This window comes from Pseudonocardia nigra, from assembly GCF_019396355.1.
GTDB lineage: Bacteria > Actinomycetota > Actinomycetes > Mycobacteriales > Pseudonocardiaceae > Pseudonocardia > Pseudonocardia nigra.
In genome coordinates this window covers 21,382-41,472 of sequence record NZ_JAHKRK010000016.1, presented here as the reverse complement: position 1 = coordinate 41,472, position 20,091 = coordinate 21,382, and the positions used below count along the sequence as shown (strand labels likewise).

General features: G+C 75.1%; 17 protein-coding genes and 1 pseudogene. 4 read left to right on the top strand and 14 right to left on the bottom strand.

Going from position 1 to position 20,091, the window contains the following annotated elements; genetic code table 11:
* Positions 1 to 193: 193 nt before the first annotated feature.
* Both KME75_RS06725 and KME75_RS06720 read left to right on the top strand, forming a co-directional pair.
* A complete protein-coding gene (locus KME75_RS06725; RefSeq protein ID WP_372452570.1) occupies positions 194 to 2,359 on the top strand; it encodes an elongation factor G-like protein EF-G2 in 2,166 nt (721 codons plus the stop codon).
* 9 nt (positions 2,360 to 2,368) lie between these two features.
* Positions 2,369 to 3,535 (top strand): MFS transporter, encoded by a 1,167-nt coding sequence (locus KME75_RS06720; RefSeq protein WP_219413656.1) that lies wholly within the window; start codon positions 2,369 to 2,371, stop codon positions 3,533 to 3,535.
* A gap of 96 nt (positions 3,536 to 3,631) precedes the next feature.
* Here KME75_RS06720 and KME75_RS06715 read toward each other — a convergent pair whose 3' ends face one another.
* The 3 genes from KME75_RS06715 to KME75_RS06705 all read right to left on the bottom strand — a co-directional run bounded on the left by KME75_RS06715 (position 3,632) and on the right by KME75_RS06705 (position 6,012).
* Positions 3,632 to 4,903 carry a DUF2867 domain-containing protein gene (locus KME75_RS06715; protein WP_308282614.1) on the bottom strand — a complete coding sequence of 424 codons (1,272 nt, stop codon included), beginning with the start codon at positions 4,901 to 4,903 and terminating at the stop codon, positions 3,632 to 3,634.
* 141 nt (positions 4,904 to 5,044) lie between these two features.
* A complete protein-coding gene (locus KME75_RS06710) occupies positions 5,045 to 5,374 on the bottom strand; it encodes an AzlD domain-containing protein (RefSeq protein WP_308282613.1) in 330 nt (109 codons plus the stop codon).
* Positions 5,350 to 6,012 carry an AzlC family ABC transporter permease gene (locus KME75_RS06705; protein ID WP_308282612.1) on the bottom strand — a complete coding sequence of 221 codons (663 nt, stop codon included), beginning with the start codon at positions 6,010 to 6,012 and terminating at the stop codon, positions 5,350 to 5,352. Before KME75_RS06705 ends, KME75_RS06710 begins: the two co-directional genes overlap by 25 nt.
* A gap of 102 nt (positions 6,013 to 6,114) precedes the next feature.
* On the opposite strand from KME75_RS06705, the gene KME75_RS06700 reads away from it, so the two are divergent.
* Entirely contained in the window at positions 6,115 to 6,669 is a 555-nt protein-coding gene (locus KME75_RS06700) for a helix-turn-helix domain-containing protein (protein WP_219413654.1), read from the top strand.
* On the opposite strand, the gene KME75_RS06695 is transcribed toward KME75_RS06700, so the two are convergent.
* The 10 genes and pseudogenes from KME75_RS06695 to KME75_RS06650 form a co-directional block, all read right to left on the bottom strand.
* On the bottom strand, positions 6,666 to 7,136 hold the full coding sequence (locus KME75_RS06695) for a TIGR03618 family F420-dependent PPOX class oxidoreductase (protein WP_219413653.1): 471 nt from the start codon (positions 7,134 to 7,136) through the stop codon (positions 6,666 to 6,668). The genes KME75_RS06700 and KME75_RS06695 overlap by 4 nt on opposite strands.
* A gap of 61 nt (positions 7,137 to 7,197) precedes the next feature.
* Positions 7,198 to 8,529 (bottom strand): glycoside hydrolase family 16 protein, encoded by a 1,332-nt coding sequence (locus KME75_RS06690; RefSeq protein ID WP_219413652.1) that lies wholly within the window; start codon positions 8,527 to 8,529, stop codon positions 7,198 to 7,200.
* Between the two features lie 194 nt (positions 8,530 to 8,723).
* The gene (gene pdxS / locus KME75_RS06685; RefSeq protein WP_246631612.1) at positions 8,724 to 9,572 is read right to left on the bottom strand and encodes a pyridoxal 5'-phosphate synthase lyase subunit PdxS; all 849 of its coding nucleotides are present in this window, start codon (positions 9,570 to 9,572) and stop codon (positions 8,724 to 8,726) included.
* Between the two features lie 114 nt (positions 9,573 to 9,686).
* Positions 9,687 to 10,286 (bottom strand): NUDIX hydrolase, encoded by a 600-nt coding sequence (locus KME75_RS06680; protein WP_219413650.1) that lies wholly within the window; start codon positions 10,284 to 10,286, stop codon positions 9,687 to 9,689.
* Positions 10,283 to 11,455, bottom strand: a complete 1,173-nt coding sequence (locus tag KME75_RS06675; protein ID WP_219413649.1) for a glycosyltransferase family 4 protein — start codon at positions 11,453 to 11,455, stop codon at positions 10,283 to 10,285. The genes KME75_RS06680 and KME75_RS06675 overlap by 4 nt, the downstream gene beginning before the upstream one ends.
* Complete coding sequence (locus KME75_RS06670; protein WP_219413648.1) at positions 11,452 to 12,378, bottom strand: phosphatidylinositol mannoside acyltransferase; 927 nt, start codon at positions 12,376 to 12,378, stop codon at positions 11,452 to 11,454. The genes KME75_RS06675 and KME75_RS06670 overlap by 4 nt, the downstream gene beginning before the upstream one ends.
* Positions 12,375 to 13,028: a phosphatidylinositol phosphate synthase gene (gene pgsA, locus KME75_RS06665; RefSeq protein WP_219413647.1), complete on the bottom strand. Its 654-nt coding sequence runs from the start codon at positions 13,026 to 13,028 to the stop codon at positions 12,375 to 12,377. The genes KME75_RS06670 and pgsA overlap by 4 nt, the downstream gene beginning before the upstream one ends.
* 114 nt (positions 13,029 to 13,142) lie before the next feature.
* A pseudogene (locus KME75_RS06660) lies at positions 13,143 to 13,714 on the bottom strand (HIT family protein).
* Positions 13,715 to 13,930: 216 nt separating this feature from the next.
* A complete protein-coding gene (gene thrS / locus KME75_RS06655) occupies positions 13,931 to 15,997 on the bottom strand; it encodes a threonine--tRNA ligase (RefSeq protein ID WP_219413646.1) in 2,067 nt (688 codons plus the stop codon).
* Between the two features lie 87 nt (positions 15,998 to 16,084).
* A complete protein-coding gene (locus KME75_RS06650) occupies positions 16,085 to 16,759 on the bottom strand; it encodes a hypothetical protein (RefSeq protein ID WP_219413645.1) in 675 nt (224 codons plus the stop codon).
* Positions 16,760 to 16,884: 125 nt separating this feature from the next.
* Here KME75_RS06650 and KME75_RS06645 point away from each other — a divergent pair, with 125 nt between their 5' ends.
* Positions 16,885 to 17,871, top strand: coding sequence for an LLM class flavin-dependent oxidoreductase (locus KME75_RS06645; RefSeq protein WP_308282611.1), 987 nt, complete (start codon positions 16,885 to 16,887; stop codon positions 17,869 to 17,871).
* Between the two features lie 928 nt (positions 17,872 to 18,799).
* On the opposite strand, the gene KME75_RS06640 is transcribed toward KME75_RS06645, so the two are convergent.
* A complete protein-coding gene (locus KME75_RS06640; protein WP_219413644.1) occupies positions 18,800 to 19,969 on the bottom strand; it encodes an alpha/beta hydrolase in 1,170 nt (389 codons plus the stop codon).
* Positions 19,970 to 20,091 lie beyond the last annotated feature (122 nt).

Below are 20,091 nucleotides of genomic sequence, written 5' to 3'. Positions count from 1 at the left end.
GCCCGTCGTCCGCCCGGGGTCGACTCCCCCGCTACCGCGACCGACGTAGCCATGGCACGCGTGCTGCGCCGGGGCCGGCCGGACACCACTCCGACGAGCCGCAGGGGTTGTGACCTGCCGGGAGCGGGTGTGAGATGGCGCACACGCATCACGAGTCTCACCGACGAGCGCAGTGTCGCGGAGGTGGTCCCCAGTGGCCGTCAGAGCAGCAGTGGCCGGCAGAGCCGACAGTGGGCAGCGCGCGGGGGGCCGGACACCGGCCGTCGGCGACCCGGCGAAGGTGCGCAACGTCGTGCTCGTCGGGCCTTCCGGGGCGGGGAAGACCACGCTCGTGGAGGCGCTGCTCGCACACACGGGCGCGATCCCCCGGGTCGGCACGGTGCTCGACGGCACCACCGTGTGCGACCACGACCCGGCCGCGGTCCGCCAGCAGCGTTCGGTGGCGCTGTCGGTCGCGCCGGTGGTGCACGACGGCATCAAGATCAACCTGATCGACACACCGGGCTACGGGGACTTCGTCGGCGAACTGCGCGCCGGGCTGCGCGCCGCCGACGCCGCGCTCTTCGTCGTCCCGGCCCACGAGGGCCGCGAGGGCGCGATCGACCCCACGACGGTCGCGCAGTGGGAGGAGTGCGCCGCGGTCGGCATGCCCCGCGCCGTGGTCGTGGCCCGCTGCGACCACGCCCGCGCCGACCTCGACGCCACGATCGCGGCCTGCCAGGACGCCTTCGGCGGTGGTGTGGCCCCGCTCTACCTGCCGATCCGTGACGGCGACCGGGTCGGCGACCTGTACGCGCTGCTCTCGCAGACCCCGGCCGGGCAGGCGCCGCCGGGCGCCGAGGACGCCCGCGGCGAGCTGATCGAGGGCATCATCGAGCAGTCCGAGGACGAGACGCTCATGGAGCGCTACCTCGGCGGCGAGGACATCGACCTGGCCACGCTCATCGACGACCTGGAGACCGCGGTCGCGCGCGGCACCTTCCACCCGGTGATCCCGGTCTGCGCCGGCGCGGGCCTCGGCCTCGACGCGCTGCTCGAGGTGCTCGTCGGCGGGTTCCCGTCGCCGCTGGAGCACCCGCTGCCGGGCGTGTCCGGCGTCGACGGCACCGCCCACCCGCCCCTGCAGGCCGACCCCGACGGGCCGCTCGCCGCGGAGGTCGTGCGCACCTCGGCCGACGCCTACGTCGGGCGGGTCGCGCTGGTGCGGGTGTTCTCCGGCACGCTGCGCCCGGACACGACCGTCCACGTCAGCGGCCACCACCTCGGTGAGCACCCGCTCGGGGGGCACGACGCCGCCATCCCCGAGCAGCGCACCACGGAACCCGAGGACGGTCACGACGTCGACGAGCGCCTCGCGCACGTCTACTCCCCGCTCGGCGCCACGCTGCAGGAGGTCGAGGCCTGCATCGCGGGCGACATCTGCGCGCTCACCAAGATCGGTTCGGCCGAGACCGGCGACACGGTGTCGGCCGCCGACCACCCGCTCCTGCTGTCGTGCTGGGACCTGCCGGACCCGCTGCTCCCGCTGGCGGTGGTCGCGCACAGCCGGGCGGACGAGGACGCGCTCGGCCGGACCCTGGCCAAGATCGTCTCCGCGGACCCGGCGCTGCGCCTGGAACGCAGCCCGGAGACCCACCAGACGGTGCTGTGGTGCATGGGCGAGGCACACGCCGACGTCGTGCTGTCGCGGCTGCGCGCGGGCGGCGCCGAGGTCGACACCGAACCGGTGCGGGTGCCGATGCGCGAGACGATCGCCAAACCGGCCCGGGTGACCGGCCGGCACGTCAAGCAGTCCGGCGGCCACGGCCAGTACGCGGTGTGCCACGTCGAGTTCGAGCCGCTGCCGCGCGGGGCGGGCTTCGAGTTCGTCTCGAAGGTCGTCGGCGGGGCGGTGCCCACCCAGTACGTGCCGAGCGTCGAGAAGGGCATCCGCGCACAGATGGAGCGCGGCCTCACCGACGCCCACCACCCCGTGGTCGACCTGCGCGCCACGCTCGTCGACGGCAAGGCCCACAGCGTCGACTCCTCCGACGCCGCCTTCCAGACCGCGGGGGCGCTGGCGCTGCGGGAGGCCGCCGCTGCGTGCGGCACGGTCCTGCTCGAACCGCTCGACGAGGTGACCGTGCGGATCCCCGACGAGCACCTCGGCACCGTGCTCGGCGACCTGTCCGGCCGCCGCGGACGTGTGCTCGGCACCGACGTCGCCGGTCCGGGGCGGTCGCTGGTACGAGCCGAGGTGCCGTGCACGGAGCTGGTGCGCTACGCGGTGGACGTGCGGGCGATGACGGGTGGCGCGGCGACGTTCACCCGCCGGTTCGCCCGCTACGAACCGGCGCCCGGACGGACCGGCGAGGGGTAGCGTGCACGGGTGCGACGGTCCCCGGTACCCGGCCTGTGGACCGCCGTGTTCGTCGTCGCGTTCGGCACCAACGTGCCCACCCCACTGCTGTTCGTCTACCGCGACACCCTCGACCTGTCGGCCACCGGGCTCACCGGGGCGTTCGCCGTCTACGCCGCCGGGCTCGTGCCCGCGCTGCTGCTGGCCGGGTCGGCGTCGGACCGGTTCGGACGGCGCCCGGTCGTCGTCCCGTTCGTGCTGCTGTCGGTGGTGACGTCGCTGCTGTTCCTCGGCGCGGGCTCGTCGGTGGCGCTGTTGTTCCTGTGCCGGTTCCTCCAGGGCGCCGTGTCGGGGGTCGTGTTCAGCGTGGGCACCGCCTGGCTCGGGGAGCTCGTCGGCGAGCCGGGCCGGGCCGCGCGGCTCACCACCGCCGCGCTCGGCGGCGGCTGGGCGATCGGGCCGCTGGTGTCCGGGCTGCTCGCGCAATGGGCGCCCGCCCCCACCGTGCTGCCGTACCTGGTGCACGTGGCGCTGATGCTCGTCGGGCTCGCGCTGCTGGTGGGCGTCCCGGAGACGCTGACCGCCCGGGACCGCCGGGCCGGGCCCGTGATCAACCTCGGGGTGCCTGCCGGGGCGCGGCTGCCGTTCGCGCTGGTGGTGCTGCCGGTCGCCGTCGGCGTGTTCACCTTCCCGTCCACCGCGGTGACGGTGCTGCCGCTGCTGCTCACCCCGTCGATGCCGCAGATCGCCGTGGCCGTCACCGGGCTGATGGCCGGCGTCACGCTGCTGACCGGCGTGTTCGCCCAGCCGCTCGGCCGCAGGCTCGGCGCCGTGCGCGCCGGCCCGGCCGGGCTCGGGCTCGGCGCGGCCGGGTTCGGGCTCAGCCTGTTCGGGGTGGGGCTCGACGCGTGGCCGCTGCTCGTGCCGGTGGCGCTGCTGCTCGGCGTCGCCTACGGGCTGTGCCTGGCCGCCGGGCTGACGATGGTGGCGCAGCTCGCCTCGCCCACCGCCCGCGGCGCGCTGACCGGCACCTTCTACGCCTGCGCCTACCTCGGCTTCGGCGTCCCGCTGCTGTTGTCGGTGGCCGGGGGCGCCGACGGGTTCGCCGTGCCGCTGGCCGAGCTCGCGGTCGTCACCGGGGTCGTGGCCGCCGCGCTGGCGCTCCCCGCCGCACGGCGCCTGGTCACCCCGGCCTGAGCCGCCCGGGTCGGCGGCGGGCTCACCCGCGGGCGGCCACCCCGGCGACGGTGCGGGCCATCACCGCGAAGACGAACGCGTGCACCGGGAGCTGCGCTACCAGTACGCCCGGCCCGCCGCGCCGTGCGGGCGGAACGTCACCCGCTGCACGTAGCGGCTGCCGCCGTCGGCCGTGGACTCGGCGCGCAGCTCCAGCCGCGCCACCCCCGGCAGCCGCATCTCCGCCCGCAGCCGCAGCACCCGGCCCGGCTCGACGTCCTCGATCCGCCACCAGTCGAGCGCGGCGCCCGGGACGAGCCGCTCCGGTCGGGTCCGCCGGGCGCCGACGCCGCCGAGCAGGGCGTCGAGCGCACCCCGCAGCGCCCACACGCCGGGCACCGTGTACCAGCCGGTGTCGCCGCCGAGCCCACTGATCACCTCCCACACCGCGCCCGGGGGCGCGGCGACGTCCTCGACGTGCTCGCTCACCAGCTCCTCGGGGGCACCGCCGGCGAGCGCCCGGCGCACCGCCTCCGGGTACGGCGTGGGCCCACCCGGCGGCGGGCCCGCGGGCGGCGGGTTGCGGCACACCAGGTCGTGGGCCATCGACTCCAGCAGCGGTCCGGCCAGGTGCCGGTCCACCGAGGTCAGCGCGCCGACGAGGCGAGCGGTGAGGCGCGGTGCCGCACCGGGGACGGGCACGGTGACCGGCCGCGGCAGCCCGGCGGCCACCGCGCACCCGGCGACCAGGTCGGCGTAGGTGAGGACCTCGGGACCGCCCACGTCGAAGGTCCCGGCGACCTCCGGCGGCAGGTCCAGGCAGGCCACGAGGTGGTGCAGCACGTCGTCGATGCCGATCGGCTGCACGACGTTCCACGCCCGGTCCGGCAGCACCAGCACCGGCGCCGACGTCGCGAGCCTGCGGATCATCGCGAAGCTCGCCGAGCCCGCCCCGACCACGATCCCGGCCTGCAGCACCGCCGTGGGCACCCCGGAGGTCAGCAGGACCTCGCCGACCTCCCGGCGCGACGCCAGGTGCTCCGAGCTCTCCGGCCCCACCGGCTGGAGACCGCCGAGGTAGACGACCCGGCGAACGCCCGCGGCCCGCGCAGCCTCGGCGACCGTCCCCGCCGCGGCCGGGTCGCGCGCCGCGAATGCCGGGCCGTCCATCGAGTGCACGAGGTAGAACACCGCGTCCATCCCGCGGCACGCGTCGGCGGCGCCCCGCGCCACGTCACCGGGCACGACCTCGACCGCGTCCGCCCACTCCTGCCGGGCCGCCTTGGCGGGATCCCGGACCAGGCACCGGACCTCGTAGCCCCCGGCCAGCAGCCGGGGCACCAGCCGGGACCCGACGTAGCCGGTCGCCCCGATCACCAGACAGCGCACGCCCCGAGCCTCCCATGCCGCGTTCCGGCGGGTCGGCCGGTCGGTGGACCCGCCCGTTGCAGCAAAGCCACTTTCACGCAAGGAGCTTGCATGAAAGTGGCTTTGCTGCAATCCGGTCGTGGCTCCCGCGGGCCGATCCGCTCAGGGCACGCCGAGGTACCGCAACGCCGCCGTCGTCGCCGCGGCCAGCACCACCACCAGCACGAACGGGACACGGCGCCACGCGGCCAGCGCGCCGACCGCCACGCCCGCGGGCCGCGCCCAGCCCGCGAAGCCGTCCCCGTCGGTCAGCGCCGCGGTCGCCACCAGCGCGACCAGCAGCGCGGTGGCGCCGAGGTCGAGGTAGCGCTCGACCCGCGCCGGGATCCGCACCCGGTTGCGCAGCACCAGGCCCGTGAGCCGCAGCAGGTACGTGCCCGCGGCGAGGGCGAGTACCGCGGGCCAGTTCACCGCGACCCCCGATCTGCGCACGGTGCCGCCTCCGGCGCGCTGCGCTGGGTGCCGGCGGCCAGCAGGCCGAGCATCCCGGCCAGCACCGGCAGCCCGGCGGGCAGCACCGGCGTGGCGAGCAGGGCGACGGCTGCCGCGGCGAGCCCCACCCGGCGCGCGTCGGCGCGGCGCAGCGCCGGGACCAGCAGCGCCAGCAAGCCCGCCGGGAACGCCGCATCGACGCCGAAGGTGTCCGGGTCCGGCACCGCGGCACCCGCGAGGGCGCCCACCACGGTGCCGATGTTCCAGAACGTGAACAGCAACGCCCCGCACAACCAGTAGGCAGTGCGGGCGCGCCGTCCGGTCCCCCGGGCGCGGGAGAACGCGACCACCTCGTCGATCAGGAGGTGCGCGCCGAGCAGCCGCGCAGGCAGGCGGTCGCCCACCGTGTCACCCATCGCGAGCCCGTAGGGCAGGTGCCGGGCGTTGATCAGCAGTCCGCCGACCACGGCGGCGACCGGTCCCCCGCCCGCGGCCACCACCGCCACCACGAGGAACTGCGAGGCACCCGCGAGCACGAGCACCGAGAGCCCGACGATGAGCGGCAGCGCGAGCCCCGCCGCGCTCCCCAGGGCACCGAAGGACGCCCCGACCACGCCGACGGCCGCGGCGATGGCCACGGCGTCCCGGAGGTCACCCCGGTCTATCGTTCGGAGAAGCGAACGCACGTCCGCCAGAATGGACGACCCGCGGTGCGTTCGTCAAGCCGAACGAGGTGACCGATGGAACGAACGGAACTCGTGGAGTCGATCGCGGCGGTGCTGCGCCGTGAGCGGGAACGGCACGGCATCTCGCTCGCCGAGCTCGCCCGGCGGGCCGGGATCGCGAAGTCCACGCTCTCACAGCTCGAGGCCGGAGCCGGCAACCCGAGCGTGGAGACGCTGTGGGCGCTCGCCGTGGCGCTCGACGTCCCGTTCAGCCGGCTCGTCGACCCGCCCGGCCCCCCGGTGCAGGTGCTGCGCGCAGGCGAGGGCGTGGCGATCCGCTCCGAGCACGCCCCGTTCACGGGCACGGTGCTCGCCGCGTGTCCCCCGGGCGCGCGCCGCGACCTGCACCTCATCACCGCCGAGCCCGGCCCGCCCCGCGAGGCACACGCGCACATCCGCGGCACCACCGAGCACCTGCTCGTCACCGCGGGCCGGTGGCGAACCGGGCCGGTGGGTGCCGAGGTGGACCTCGGCCCGGGCGACTACGCCCGTTTCCCCGCCGACCGGCCGCACACCTACGAGGCCTTCGAGCCGGGCTCGACCGCGGTGCTGATCATGGAGTACGTCTAGGCGACGAGGCGGGCGTAGAGCCGGTCGACGTGCAGGCGGATCACGAGCCTGCGGTCGGCCACCATCTGCCGGAAGAACGTCGCCTCTTCCGAAGGGTCGGGGAACGGCGGGCGCAGCGCCGCCAGCTCACGGCCGGTGGCGTCGCCGGGCTCGGTGCTCACCGCCGACAGCTCCGCCGAGCCCTCGGCCACGCCGTAGGCCAGGAAGTCCGGCGCCGTCACGTGCAGCGCGGCCCGCGCGTCGCGGCGCAGGTGCCCGACCTTGACGCGACCCTCGGTGGTCGAGATCCGCGCGACCCTGGCGGCCGGGTCCCACGACTGCAGCACGTTGATCAGATGCGGGAGCCCGGACCGCTTGAGGGTGGCCAGGACCGCCTGCGACTGCTGTGCGAGCAGCCGCGCGACCTCCTCGTCGGTGAGCGCCAGGGGCGGCGGTCCGCCCCCGGGTCCGTACTCCGTGTCCGCCATGGCAGGACCATAACAGATAGTCTCGTTCAAAACTATCTATTACAGGAGTACGCGATCGACATCACCAACCGGGGGCGCGCACCACCCGGTCGACCAGGCCGCCACGGCTCGGCACCGGGTCCGGGGCGCCTTCGACGATCCGGCTCCTGGCCTCATCCACCGCGTCCTCCGCCGCCTCGCTCAGGTCCTCACCGGCGTCCTCGAGTGCCTCCTCGACGTCGAGCGGGTACTGCTTCACCCAGTCGACGTGCATGTAGGACTCCTGCACCTCCCCGTCGCCGTTGCCGGGGAACCAGTCGAGCTGGATGCACAGGTGCATCGCACGCGGCGGGAGGATCGAGGTGTCCGTGGTGCGCCACCACTCCTCCCCGTCGACGAACGCGGCCACGTGGGTGGGCGTCCACTCGACGGCCCAGTTGTGCCACTCGGTGCCGTCGATCTGCACCTCGCCCACGACCTGGTCGTTGTTCTTGCCGTAGTGCAGGAAGATGTTCGTCACCTGCCGGGTGTGGTCGAGCATCTCCATGAAGTCGATCTCGCCGCCCACCGGGAAGTCCTCGGCGTCGGGCCACAGGAGCAGCAGCGCGTTGTAGGACTCGTCGCTCGCGGGGGCCCTGACCCGGCCCTCCCAGCGCCCGTACTTCTGACCCGGGTTCCAGGCCATCCCCGCGGTGTTGCCCTCCGAGTCCCCGGTGATCGTCATGATCCCGTCCTCGATGCTCACCGCGTCCGGGGTACGGCGCCCGTTGCCCGCGTGCCCGGGGCCGTCGTAGACGTTCCAGTGCTCGCCGAGCGGACCGTCGAACTCCTCGACGCGGTTCGGCTCGCCCCACCCGTGCCGGGCGGCAGCGCTCTCCTCGTGGCCGGTCGACGGGCCCGGCTCCCCCGGGTCACCCGGCTGCCCGGGCTCACCGCCGGAGCCCGGCTCACCCGGTTCACCCGGCTGCCCGGGCTCACCACCGGAGCCCGGCTCACCCGGTTCACCCGGCTGCCCGGGCTCACCACCGGAGCCCGGCTCACCCGGCTCTCCCTGCTGCCCGCCGGCGTTCCCCGCGGTGTCGGACCGCTCCTCGGGGTCGCCGCCCGGGCCGCAGTCGTCCGGCTCACCACCGAGGACCGGGTCGGGGGACACCCGCTCGCCCGGGAGCGGATCGGAGGGTCCGGGGTCGAGGGGTCGGGGGTCGGCGGGCGGTTCCGGCTCGGCCTCCCGACCCGACGTCGCCCGTTCGGCCGGATCCGTCGTGGCCCGGCCGGGAAGTTCCGGGACGACGGGCGCCACCACGGACGTGCAGTCCGCATCGGGCGGTGCCGGCGCGGCGACGGCGGCCATCGAGGCCGCCGCCATCGTCGCCGCGACGACGCCCACGACAGCCACCAATCGCCTCACGGACATCGCCTGCCCCTCACGTCACAACTCGGACATGGCGGACACTAGGCGGAGGTGATCACCTCGGCCGGACGAGTCACCGGACCGGGTGGCGATCCCGACCGGGAAGGGCGACAGAACGACGTCGCCGCCGCGTCCCGGTCACGGGACACGGCGGCGACGGACGAGCGGTGATGCTGTTGTGCGACGACCCGAGCGGGTCACCAGCCCCGCGAGGCGTAGCGCTGCTCGGCGGGCAGCTCGGCGACGTTGATGCCCACCATCGCCTCGCCGAGGCCCCGGGAGACCTTGGCGATGACGTCGGGGTCGTCGTGGAAGGTGGTGGCCTTGACGATCGCCTCGGCGCGCTGGGCCGGGTCGCCGGACTTGAAGATGCCCGAGCCCACGAACACGCCCTCCGCGCCGAGCTGCATCATCATCGCCGCGTCGGCCGGGGTGGCGATGCCACCGGCGGTGAACAGCACGACCGGCAGCTTCCCGGCCCGGGCGACCTCGCTGACGAGCTCCACGGGGGCGCGCAGCTCCTTGGCGGCGACGTAGAGCTCGGCCTCGTCGAGGCCGGCGAGCCGGCGGATCTCGCCGCGGATCGAGCGCATGTGCCGCGTGGCCTCGACGACGTTGCCGGTGCCGGCCTCGCCCTTCGAGCGGATCATCGCCGCACCCTCGGAGATGCGGCGCAGCGCCTCCCCGAGGTTGGTGGCGCCGCAGACGAACGGCACGGTGAACGCGAACTTGTCGATGTGGTGCGCCTCGTCGGCGGGGGTGAGCACCTCGGACTCGTCGATGTAGTCGACGCCGAGCGACTGCAGCACCTGGGCCTCGACGAAGTGCCCGATGCGGGCCTTGGCCATCACCGGGATCGAGACGGCGTCGATGATGCCCTGGATCATGTCCGGGTCGCTCATCCGGGCCACGCCGCCCTGGACGCGGATGTCGGCGGGCACGCGCTCCAGCGCCATGACGGCGACGGCGCCGGCGTCCTCGGCGATCTTGGCCTGCTCGGGGGTGACCACATCCATGATCACGCCGCCCTTGAGCATCTCCGCCATCCCGCGCTTGACGCGTGCGGTGCCCAGCGTCTGGCCGGTGGCTTCCGGGTTGGCCTGGTCGGACGACACGGCGGTACCTCTCGGTTCTACGAAGTATGGACACCCGATCCTACGTCAGCGGGCGGGTCCGACCGGACGTTCGGGGCGATGGACCGGGGCGGTCGTCGTCACACCCGGCTCGGCGTCGGCGATCTCGAAGTACGCCGGCAGCGGGGCGGTGGCCGCGAGGTGCAGCCAGCGCACCAGGCGCCGCGAGCGCAGCCCGAGGGTGTCGCGGACGGCGTCGTTGTGCACCCGGCGGGCCAGGATGAGCAGTTGCTCGGCGTCGACGAGCTCCTCCAGCACGGCCGCGGGCAGCGCGGACCGGTCGACGGCCGCGAGCACGCGGCCGAGCGCGTTCTCCGAAGCCTCCCGGTCGGCGTCGAGCACCCGGGCGGCCCGGACGCGGGTCACGGCCTCCCCCAGCCGCCGGGCGTGGTCGATCGCTCCCGCCGCATCCACGACCGCTGGATCCACCACCGCCGGATCCACCACCGCCGCGACCGCGAGCGCGGCTCCCGCCCGCCGCTCCAGCGCGGACTCCAGCCCGGCGCGGGCGGCGTCGGTGCGCACGTGCAGGCGGTCCAGGCGGCTGACGCGCGCGGCGCACAGCAGCGTGACCCACACGACCACGACCACCGCAACGGCGAGGAGCACCCAGGCCCAGGTCGTCACCGGGTGCCCACCACCCGTCGCGGGTCGGCGGCCACGGCCGCCCGGTAGACCCGCTCGACGGCCGCGGCCACGGCGGGCCAGCCGAAGTCGGCGGCGCGCACCCGGCCCGCGGCCGACAGGGCCGCACGTCGCGCGGGGTCGTCGAGCAGTCTCGCCAACCCGGCGGCGAGCGCCTCGGCGTCGCCCGCGGGGAAGGTCTCGCCCGCCGCAGCGCTGCCCGACACCGTGTCGCCCAGCACCGTGTCGCCCAGCACGGCCCGGAACGCGTCGAGGTCGCTCGCGAGCACGGGAGCGCCCGCGGCCATCGCCTCGGTGAGCACCATCCCGAAGCTCTCGCCCCGCAGGTTCGGCGCGCAGAACACCTCCACCGACCGCAGCGCCGCCGCCTTCGTGGCGTCGTCGACCGGGCCGAGCACGTCGAGCCGGCCGGCCACCGGCCCGGCCTCCCGGCGCAGCGCGGCGGCGTCCCCGCGCCCGACGACCAGCACCCGCAGGTCCGGCCGCGACGGGGCCAGGGCGCGCACGGCGTCGAGCAGCACGGCCATGCCCTTGCGCGGCTCGTCGAAGCGGCCGAGGAACCCCACCGTGCCGGGGCGCGGGTACCCGGGCAGCAGCGGCCCGTGCGCGAACGCGTCGACGTCCACGCCGTTGGGGATCTCCACCGCGTCCCCGCCCAGGTGCTCGACCTGCACGCGGCGGGCCAGCGGCGACACCGCGATGCGGGCGGTGACCTTCTCCATCAGCGGCCGCAGCATCCCGCCGAACGCACTCAGGGCGCGGGACCGCTCCGTGGAGGTGTGGAACGTCGCCACGATCGGCCCTTCGGCCGCGAGCAGCGTGAGCACCGAGAGGCTGAACGTCGTGGGCTCGTGCAGGTGCAGCACGTCGAAGCTGTGCTCGGCCAGCCAGCGGCGGGCCCGGGCGTAGGTGACCGGGCCGAACGACACCCGGGCCACGGACCCGTTGTAGGGCACGCCCAGCGCGCGGCCCGCCGGGGTGACGAACGCCGGCACGGGCGTGTCCTCGTCGGCGGGCGCGAGGACGCTCACGGTGTGCCCGAGCCGCTCCAGCGCCCTGGCCAGGCCGACGACGTGCCCCTGCACACCGCCGGGCACGTCGAGCGAGTAGGGGCAGACGATGCCGATCCGGAGCGGGGGCCTGCCGTTCACGGCGCCTCCCGGTCGGCGGTCCAGATCGGCTGCAGGGCGTGCCAGTCCTGCGGGGCCCGGGCGATCAGCACGCCGAACGCGTCGGCGATCGCCTGCGTCGCCTTGCCGATCGCGTCGCGGCCGGGCACCGGCACCGGCTCGGCGATGTGCACCCGCCACCCGTGCGGCGTGAACCCGAGGTGCGCCGGCATGAGGACCGCCCCGGTGAGCGCCGCCAGCCGGGCCGGGCCCGCCGGGAACCGGGCGGGCTCCCCGAGGAAGGAGACCTCGACGCCGTGTGCGGTGAGGTCGCGGTCGGCCACCAGGCACACCACGCCGCCGGCGCGCAGCCGCCGCGTCAGCGCGCGGTAGGCGGCGGCGCCGTCCTCGGCCGCGACGACCTCGAACCCCAGCGACTCCCGGTAGTCGACGAACCGCCGGTAGACCGACTCCGGCTGCAGCTTCTGCGTGACGGTGGTGAACCGCGGCTCGCGGCCGAGGCGGCGCAGCGTCTCGACGACCCAGACGCCCGCGGTGTCCCAGTTGCCGCTGTGCGGCACCGCGAAGATCACACCGCGCCCGCCGTCGAGCGCCTCGAAGAACGGCTCCGTACCGGTGATCCGCGTCCGGCCGTGTACGGCCGCCGGGTCCATGCCGGGCAGCCGGAACGCCTCGCACCAGTACCGGGCGTAGCTGCGCATGCCCTCGCGGACCAGCGCGTCGAGCGCGGTGGGCGACGCGTCCGGGACCACCCGCGCGAGGTTGGCCCGCAGCCGCCGCACGCCCGCGCCGCCGCGGCGGGTGGCGAGGTCGGCACCGAGGCGGAACGCGCCGTGGGCGAGCCCGGCGGGCAGAGCGCGCACCAGGCCCCACGCCGCCGCGTACTCGGCGTCGACGATGCGGCCGGCGAGCGTCTCGGCCGGGCCGGCGGCGCGTGCGATCATGGGTTGGGCGCCGGGTCGGCGGGATCGGGAGCGCCGCGGCCTGCCTCGTGGGCGCGGGCGCTGCGGTGGACCGCCGCGATCCGCTGTCCCACCGTCCACACCGACGCGGCGGCGAGCACCCACAGGGCGACGTGCAGCGCGTACGGGACGCCGAGCCCGTGCAGCCCGGTGCCGACCAGCGCGATGATGAGCCGCTCGGCCCGCTCGACCAGACCGCCGTCGGCCGAGAGCCCCGCGCCCTCGGCGCGGGCCTTGATGTAGCTGACGAGCTGGCCAGCGACGAGGCAGACCAGCGCGGCCACCCCGAGCGTGCGCTGGTCGCCCACGCCGAGGCACCACCACGCGAGCGCGGCGAACAGGGCGCCGTCGGCGATCCGGTCGCAGGTGGAGTCGAGCACGGCGCCGAACACGGTGCTGCGGCCGCGGGCGCGGGCCATCGCGCCGTCGATCAGGTCGAACAGCACGAAGAGCGTGATCACCAGCGTGCCCGCGACCAGCTCACCGCGGGGCAGGAACCACAGTGCGGCGGCGACCGAACCGACCGTGCCGGCCACGGTGACCGCGTCGGGCGTGATACCGCGCCCGACGAGCCAGCGGCCGATCGGGTCGGTCACGCGGTTGACGTGCGCGCGGGCGGATGAGTTGAGCATGGACTCCTGCTTGTGACCGGGGCCGGCAGGTGTCGGCACTCCACTGGTGGCCGTCCGCCTGCTTCGCGACGGCGTTCAACCACCAGACAAGCTTGGCACCGCCTGCCTGCCAGCCTAGTCCGGGACGTGGGCTCCCCGATCCGGCGACTCGCCGCCGGGCCACGCCGCGGCGAGCAGCGCCCTCGTCTCCGACAGCAGCTGCGGGATGACCTTCGTCTGCCCGACCACCGCGATGAAGTTCGCGTCACCGCCCCAGCGCGGCACGACGTGCTGGTGCAGGTGCTCGGCCAGCGAGCCGCCCGCGACCGCGCCGAGGTTCAGCCCGACGTTGAACGCGTGCGGCGCCGACACCCGCTTCATCGCCCGTACCGCGTCCTGGGTGAAGCGCATCAGCTCACCCGCCTCGCGGGAGTGAGGTCCTCCAGCTCGGCGACGTGCCGGTACGGCAGCACCATGAGGTGGCCCGGGTTGTAGGGGTGCAGGTTGAGCACCGCGTACACGCTCTCGCCGCGGGCGACCACCAGCCCCTCGTCGTCGGACAGGCCCGGGATCCGGCAGAACGGACACCCCGTCATCCCGGCCTCTTTGATGTAGGCCAGCCGGTGCGGGGTCCAGAGCCTGCGGAAGCCGTCCGGGGTGCCCACGCCGTCGCGGGGCTCGAGCTCCGGCTCGGCGGGGTCGGTCATGGGAGCCGATCCTAAGCGTCCCCGCCGCCCGGCCCGACCGAGCGGCCACCTGCCCGGCGTCGACCCCGCCGGGCAGGGGTGGGCCGACCGGCCGGGGCGGGGGCGGAACTGCGCTGATCAAGGCACTGATGTCGCCCTGTACCGATGCAGGAGAGACATCGGCGCCTTGATCGATCGTCGGGTCGGGTCGGGTCGGGTCGGGGAAGCGGATGGACCTCAGTCCGCGGCCGCGCCGAACGACTCCGCCGTCGGGCTCGCGTTGTTGCGGCTCCCGACCCACGCCACGAGCTGCTCGACGGCCTCGGCCACCGGCACCCCGTTGCGCTGCGTGCCGTCGCGGAACCGGAAGCTCACCGCACCCGCCTCGACGTCGCGCGCCCCCACGAGCAGCAGGAACGGCACCTTCTGCAGCGTGTGGTTGCGGATCTTCTTCTGCATCCGGTCGTCGCCGGCGTCCACCTCGACGCGGATGCCGCGCTCGCGCAGGGACGCGCCGACCTCCTCCACGTAGGAGACCTGGTCGTCGGTGACCGGGATCGCCACCGCCTGCACGGGCGCGAGCCACGCCGGGAACGCGCCGGCGTAGTGCTCGGTGAGCACGCCGAAGAAGCGCTCGATGGACCCGAACAGCGCGCGGTGGATCATGACCGGCCGCTGCCGGGACCCGTCGGCGGCGGTGTACTCCAGGTCGAACCGGTCCGGCAGCATCAGGTCGACCTGGATCGTCGACATCTGCCAGCTGCGCCCGATGGCGTCCTTCGCCTGGACGCTGATCTTCGGGGCGTAGAAGGCCGCGCCGCCCGGGTCGAGCACCAGGTCGAGCCCGCTCGCCTCGGCGGCCGCGCGCAGCTCGTTGGTGGCGCGCTCCCAGTCCTCGTCGGTGCCGATCGACTTCTCCGGGTTCCGGGTGGACAGCTCCAGGTAGAAGTCGTCGAGGCCGTAGTCGCGCAGCAGGTCGAGCACGAACTGCAGCAGCGAGCGGATCTCGCCCTGCATCTGGTCGACGGTGCAGTAGATGTGCGCGTCGTCCTGGGTGAACCCGCGGGCCCGGGTGAGGCCGTGCACCACACCGGACTTCTCGTACCGGTAGACCGTGCCGAACTCGAACAGCCGCAGCGGCAGCTCGCGGTAGCTCCGCCCGCGCGACCTGAAGATCAGGTTGTGCATCGGGCAGTTCATCGGCTTGAGGTAGTAGTCCTGCCCCGGCTTGCGGACGCTGCCGTCGGGGTTGAGCTCCTCGTCGAGGTGCATCCCCGGGTACATCCCCTCCTGGTACCAGCCCAGGTGCCCGGAGATCTCGAACAGGTGCCCCTTGGTGATGTGCGGGGTGTTGACGAACTCGTAGCCCGACTCCTCGTGCCGGCGCCGCGAGTAGTCCTCCAGCTCCTTGCGGATCACCCCGCCCTTGGGGTGGAACACCGGCAGGCCGGAGCCGATCTCGTCGGGGAACGAGAACAGGTCGAGCTCGGCGCCCAGCCTGCGGTGGTCGCGGCGCTCGGCCTCGGCCAGCCGGTGCAGGTGCGCGTCGAGGGCCTCCTGGCTCTCCCACGCGGTGCCGTAGATGCGCTGCAGCTGCGGGTTCTTCTCGCTGCCGCGCCAGTACGCCGCAGCCGAACGCATGAGCGCGAACGCCGGGATGAACTTGGTGGTGGGCACGTGCGGGCCGCGGCACAGGTCCGACCAGACGACCTCGCCGGTGTGCGCGTGCACGTTGTCGTACGCGGTGAGCTCACCGGAGGCGTCGACCTCCATCACCTCGGAGTCCGCCGCGGCGTCCGAGCCGCCCTTGAGCTCGATCAGCTCGAGCTTGTACGGCTCGTCGGCGAGCTCCTTGCGGGCGTCGTCGAGCGAGTCGTAGCGGCGGCGGGAGAAGCGCTGGCCGGCCTTGATGATCTTCTTCATCGCCGACTCGAGCTTGCGCAGGTCGTCCGGGGTGAAGGGGGTGTCGACGTCGAAGTCGTAGTAGAAGCCGTCGGTGATCGGCGGGCCGATGCCGAGCTTCGCCTCCGGGTACAGCTGCTGCACGGCCTGGGCGAGCACGTGGGCCGCGGAGTGCCGGATGACGCTGCGGCCGTCCTCGGTGTCGGCGGCGACCGGCTCCACCTCGGCGTCGGCCTCCGGGGCCCAGGCGAGGTCGCGAAGCCTGCCGTCGGCGTCCCGGACGATCACGACGGCGCTCGGCCCCGTGGTCGGCAGGCCCGCCTCGCGTACGGCCGCGCCCGCGGTCGTCGCGGCCGGCACCCGGACGGGGGCGGACGCGGGGCGGGATGCGGACGGGGACACGAGGGGCCTCCAAGGGGGTTGTTCGGGTGTTCCCACGATGCTAGAGGGCGGCGGCGAGCCGGTTTCCGGCGCAGGGGGCCCGGCCCGTCAGAGCGCGTGCAACGCCCTCAGCACGCGCTGCAGCGTGCCGAGGTCGCTCGACCACGCCTGCGGCAGCGCCGCGGGCGCACCGGCCACGGGAGCGGGGGAGGTCCGCCGTCGCGGGAGCGGGACGGCCCGCGGCACCGCGACGGGCGCCGGTGGCGGCAGCGCCAGCACGGCGAGCGCCCCCGCGCGCACGACCGGCCGCTCCCCCGCCAACGTGACGAGCGCCGGTTCCTCGGCCGGAGGGCCACCCGCGGGGAACCGCGGCGCCGGAACGGGCGGCACGGGAACGGGCGGCGGCAGGCGCTGCTGCGGGACCGCCGCGGGCGCCGGCGCGGCCTGCAGCGCGCGGTGCAGGCCGGGCGAGCCGAGGGCCCGGCGGGCGACCTCGACGTCCGCGCGCGTGCGGTCCAGGCGCACGTACACGAACACGCCGGGGCGCCCGCATCCCCGCAGGACGTGCACCACCGGCCCCGCGGTGACGACGAGGTCGTCGAGGCGGGCCAGGGCACCGGCGGCGGCGGCCAGCCCGCCGAGGGCGGTGAGATCGGCGACGTCGCCCGCGGCGCCGGCGGCGGCGAGGACCACCTCGCGCCGCGCGTCGACGGCGCAGGCTCCGGTGGCCCCGCTCGCGCGGAGCAGGTCGGCGAGCACGGCGGCGAGGGGCGGGGCGGGCACACCGCAGGTTCTCGCGACGGCGGGGAGCAGCGGCGGGGCACCCGCCCGGCGCCGCGCCGCTGCGCCGTTCGGCTCCCGCGGGCCCGGGAAGAATCGGTGGTGTACGCGGGTTGCACCGACGCGTGGTGCCTCTCTCCGTGCTCGATCTCGTCCCCATCGGCTCCGGTTCGACGGCCACCGCGGCGCTGCAGCACAGCACCGCGCTGATCCGCCGCGTCGAGGAGCTCGGCTTCCACCGCTACTGGGTGGCCGAGCACCACGGCATGCCGGGCATCGCGAGCTCCTCCCCCGCCGTGCTGATCGCCCACCTCGCCGGGGCCAGCTCGCGGATCCGGGTGGGCTCCGGCGGTGTGATGCTCCCGAACCACCAGCCGCTGGTGATCGCCGAGCAGTTCGGCACGCTCGACGCGCTGCACCCCGGCCGGATCGACCTCGGCATCGGCCGCGCCCCGGGCACCGACCAGCGCACCGCGCGGGCGCTGCGCCGCGGCACCGACCCCCTGGGCGCCGACGACTTCCCGGAGCAGCTCACCGAGCTCACCGCCTACTTCCGCGGCGAGGGCCCGGTGCTGGCCGTGCCCGCGCGGGGGCAGGACCCGGCGATCTGGCTGCTGGGCTCCAGCGGCTACAGCGCCCAGCTGGCCGGGATCCTCGGGCTGCCGTTCGCCTTCGCCCACCACTTCAGCGCCGAGAACACGCTGCCCGCGCTCGCCCTCTACCGCGAGCACTTCCGGCCCTCCCCCGTGCTCGAGCAGCCCTACGCGATGATCGCCGCGTCGGTGCTCGCCGCCGACACCGACGCCGAGGCCCACCGGCTCGCGATGCCTGGCGCGCTGCAGTTCCTGCGCCTGCGCCTCGGCATGCCGGGCCCGGTCCCGACGCCGGAGGAAGCTGGCGCGTACCCGTACACCGACGAGGAGAAGCTCTTCGTCGAGCACCGGCTCGGCAGCCAGATCATCGGCTCCCCCGCCACGGTCCGCGACGGCGTGCGCGAGCTGCTCGAGCGCACCGGGGTCGACGAGCTGATGGTGGTGACCAGCACCCACGACGGCGCCGACCGGCTGCGGTCCTACGAACTGTTCGCCGAGGCCGTGACGCCGGCGACGGTCTGACGCCCGCCCCCGACATCACCGCGCCCCTGATCGCCGTGAGATGGCGCTCGTCGTCCCCCGCGGTGCAGAAGCCGCCATCTCGCAGCGATCACGCGGCTGGTGATCGCTGCGAGGTGGCGATCTCGGCACCCGGGGCCGCAACAACCGCACCCTCGCGGCGATCACGGGCAGAGGGCGCCGAGTGGATCCCGGACCACCACCCTCCGCCCATGATCGCGGCCGGACGGGAACGCCACGCACCCCGGAGATCACCGCCCGCGGTACGAGCGCCGCGAGATGCCCCCCGTCGCCCTCGGCGGAGCGAAAACCGCAACCTCGCAACGCTCACCCCACCCGTGATCGCCGCGAGATGACCGTTCCCACACCCGGGGCCGCAACAACCGCACCCTCGCGGCGATCACGGGCAGAACGCGCCGAGTGGATCTCGGACCGCGACCCTCCGCCCGTGATCGCGGCCGGACGGGGACGCCGCGCACCCCGGAGATCACCGCCCGCGGTGCGAGCGCCGCGAGATGACCCTCGTCGTCCTCACCGGAGCGAAAACCGCCATCTCGCAACGCTCACCCCACCCGCGATCGCCGCGAGATGACCGTTCCCACACCCGGGGCCGCAACAACCGCACCCTCGCGGCGATCACGGGCAGAACGCGCCGAGTGGATCTCGGACCGCGACCCTCCGCCCCTGATCGCGGCCGGACGGGGACGCCACGCACCCCGGAGATCACCGCCTGCGGTGCGAGCGCCGCGAGATGACCCCCGTCGCCCTCGGCGGAGCGAAACCCGCCATCTCGCACCGATCACCCCACCCGTGATCGCCGCGAGATGACCGTTCCCACACCCGGGGCCGCAACAACCGCACTCTCGCGGCGATCACGGGCAGAGGGCGGCCGGGCCGGCGGGGCGACCCGCGGCGGGCGGCGGCATCCGGCTCAGCCCGCCCGGTACCGCTCGTGCGCCGCGGTCAGGAAGCGGTGCACCGCCCGCACGACGTGCCCGGTGCGCGCGGTCGGCAGCTCGTCGAAACCGTGCTGCGCGCGCGGCAGCTCCGCGTAGAACACGGGCTGCTCGCTGACCTCCCGCAGCCGCTGCACGAACCGCTGCGACTGCCCCACGGACGCGACGGTGTCGGCGGTGCCGTGCACGACGAGGAACGGCGGGGCGTGCGGGCCGGCGCGGTGCACGGGTGAGGCCTGCTGCCAGGTGTGCGGGTCGTCGACCGAGGTGGTGGTCATGACCTTGCCCTCGAGCAGCGCGAACAGGCCGTACTCGTCGACGGAGAAGTCGAACACGCCGTACAGCGGGACGGCGGCGGCGAGGGAGGTGTCGGCGTCGGCGAAGCCGGGCTGGAAGGCGCGGTCGTTCGGGGACAGCGCCGCGAGCGCGGCGAGGTGTCCGCCCGCGGAGCCACCGCTGATCGCGACGAACCCGGGGTCGCCACCGTGGTCGGCGATGTTCTCCTTGACCCACGCGATCGCCCGCTTGACGTCGACGATCATGGCGGGCCAGCGCTCCCCCGGTCCGAGCCGGTAGTTGATCGTGACGCACACCCAGCCGCGCTCGGCGAGGTGGGCCATCAGCGGGGCGGCGGAGACGGACTTGTCGCCCATCGTCCACGCGCCGCCGTGCACCTGCACCAGCACCGGGGCGCCCGCGCCGGCGGCGAGGCCGGGGCTCGCCCACACGTCGAGGCGGTGGTCGGGCTCGTCACCGTAGGCGACGTCGGCGGCCCGCAGGTTCCGTTTGCGGGCGCTGCGGCCCGAGGCGACCCTGCCGTCGTTGCGCGGGTCGGGGGCGGCCGGGCCGAGCGAGGCCAGCGCCGACTCCAGGACCTCCGCCGAGCGGGCCGCGTCCCCGCGCAGGCCGGCGAGCGCGGCGACCGCCGCGGCGTTCGCCACCGCCCCGGCGACGCCGCCGCGGGCGAGCGACAGCGCCCCCAGCGCGGCGTGCGCGGCGGTGAGCGGGCCCGGCGCCTCCGACGCCGGGAGGCAGGGCAGCATCTGCGCGAGCGACGCGGGCCAGCGCCGGAGCACCGGCCGGCGGGCGCCGGCCGCTGCGAGCACTCCGGCCACCCCCGCGACGGTGGCGACACGACGGATCATGGTTCCCCCCTTCGCACGGCCCCCGCGGGCCGGCGCGGCCGAGACTACGAGGCCTGCGATACGGGCGGACGACGGACCGACGTCACCATCCGTGACCGGCGCGCCGCCGAACACCCGGTCGG

Bases quoted from the DNA above. Each gene is read 5' to 3' on its own strand.
- KME75_RS06695 (WP_219413653.1), bottom strand. From the start codon at position 7,136: ATGGCGGACACGGAGTACGGACCCGGGGGCGGACCGCCGCCCCTGGCG.
- pgsA (WP_219413647.1), bottom strand. From the start codon at position 13,028: ATGCTCAACTCATCCGCCCGCGCGCACGTCAACCGCGTGACCGACCCG.
- KME75_RS06640 (WP_219413644.1), bottom strand. From the start codon at position 19,969: ATGATCCGTCGTGTCGCCACCGTCGCGGGGGTGGCCGGAGTGCTCGCA.
- KME75_RS06700 (WP_219413654.1), top strand. From the start codon at position 6,115: ATGGAACGAACGGAACTCGTGGAGTCGATCGCGGCGGTGCTGCGCCGT.
- pdxS (WP_246631612.1), bottom strand. From the start codon at position 9,572: ATGGCGGAGATGCTCAAGGGCGGCGTGATCATGGATGTGGTCACCCCC.
- KME75_RS06670 (WP_219413648.1), bottom strand. From the start codon at position 12,378: ATGATCGCACGCGCCGCCGGCCCGGCCGAGACGCTCGCCGGCCGCATC.
- KME75_RS06690 (WP_219413652.1), bottom strand. From the start codon at position 8,529: ATGTCCGTGAGGCGATTGGTGGCTGTCGTGGGCGTCGTCGCGGCGACG.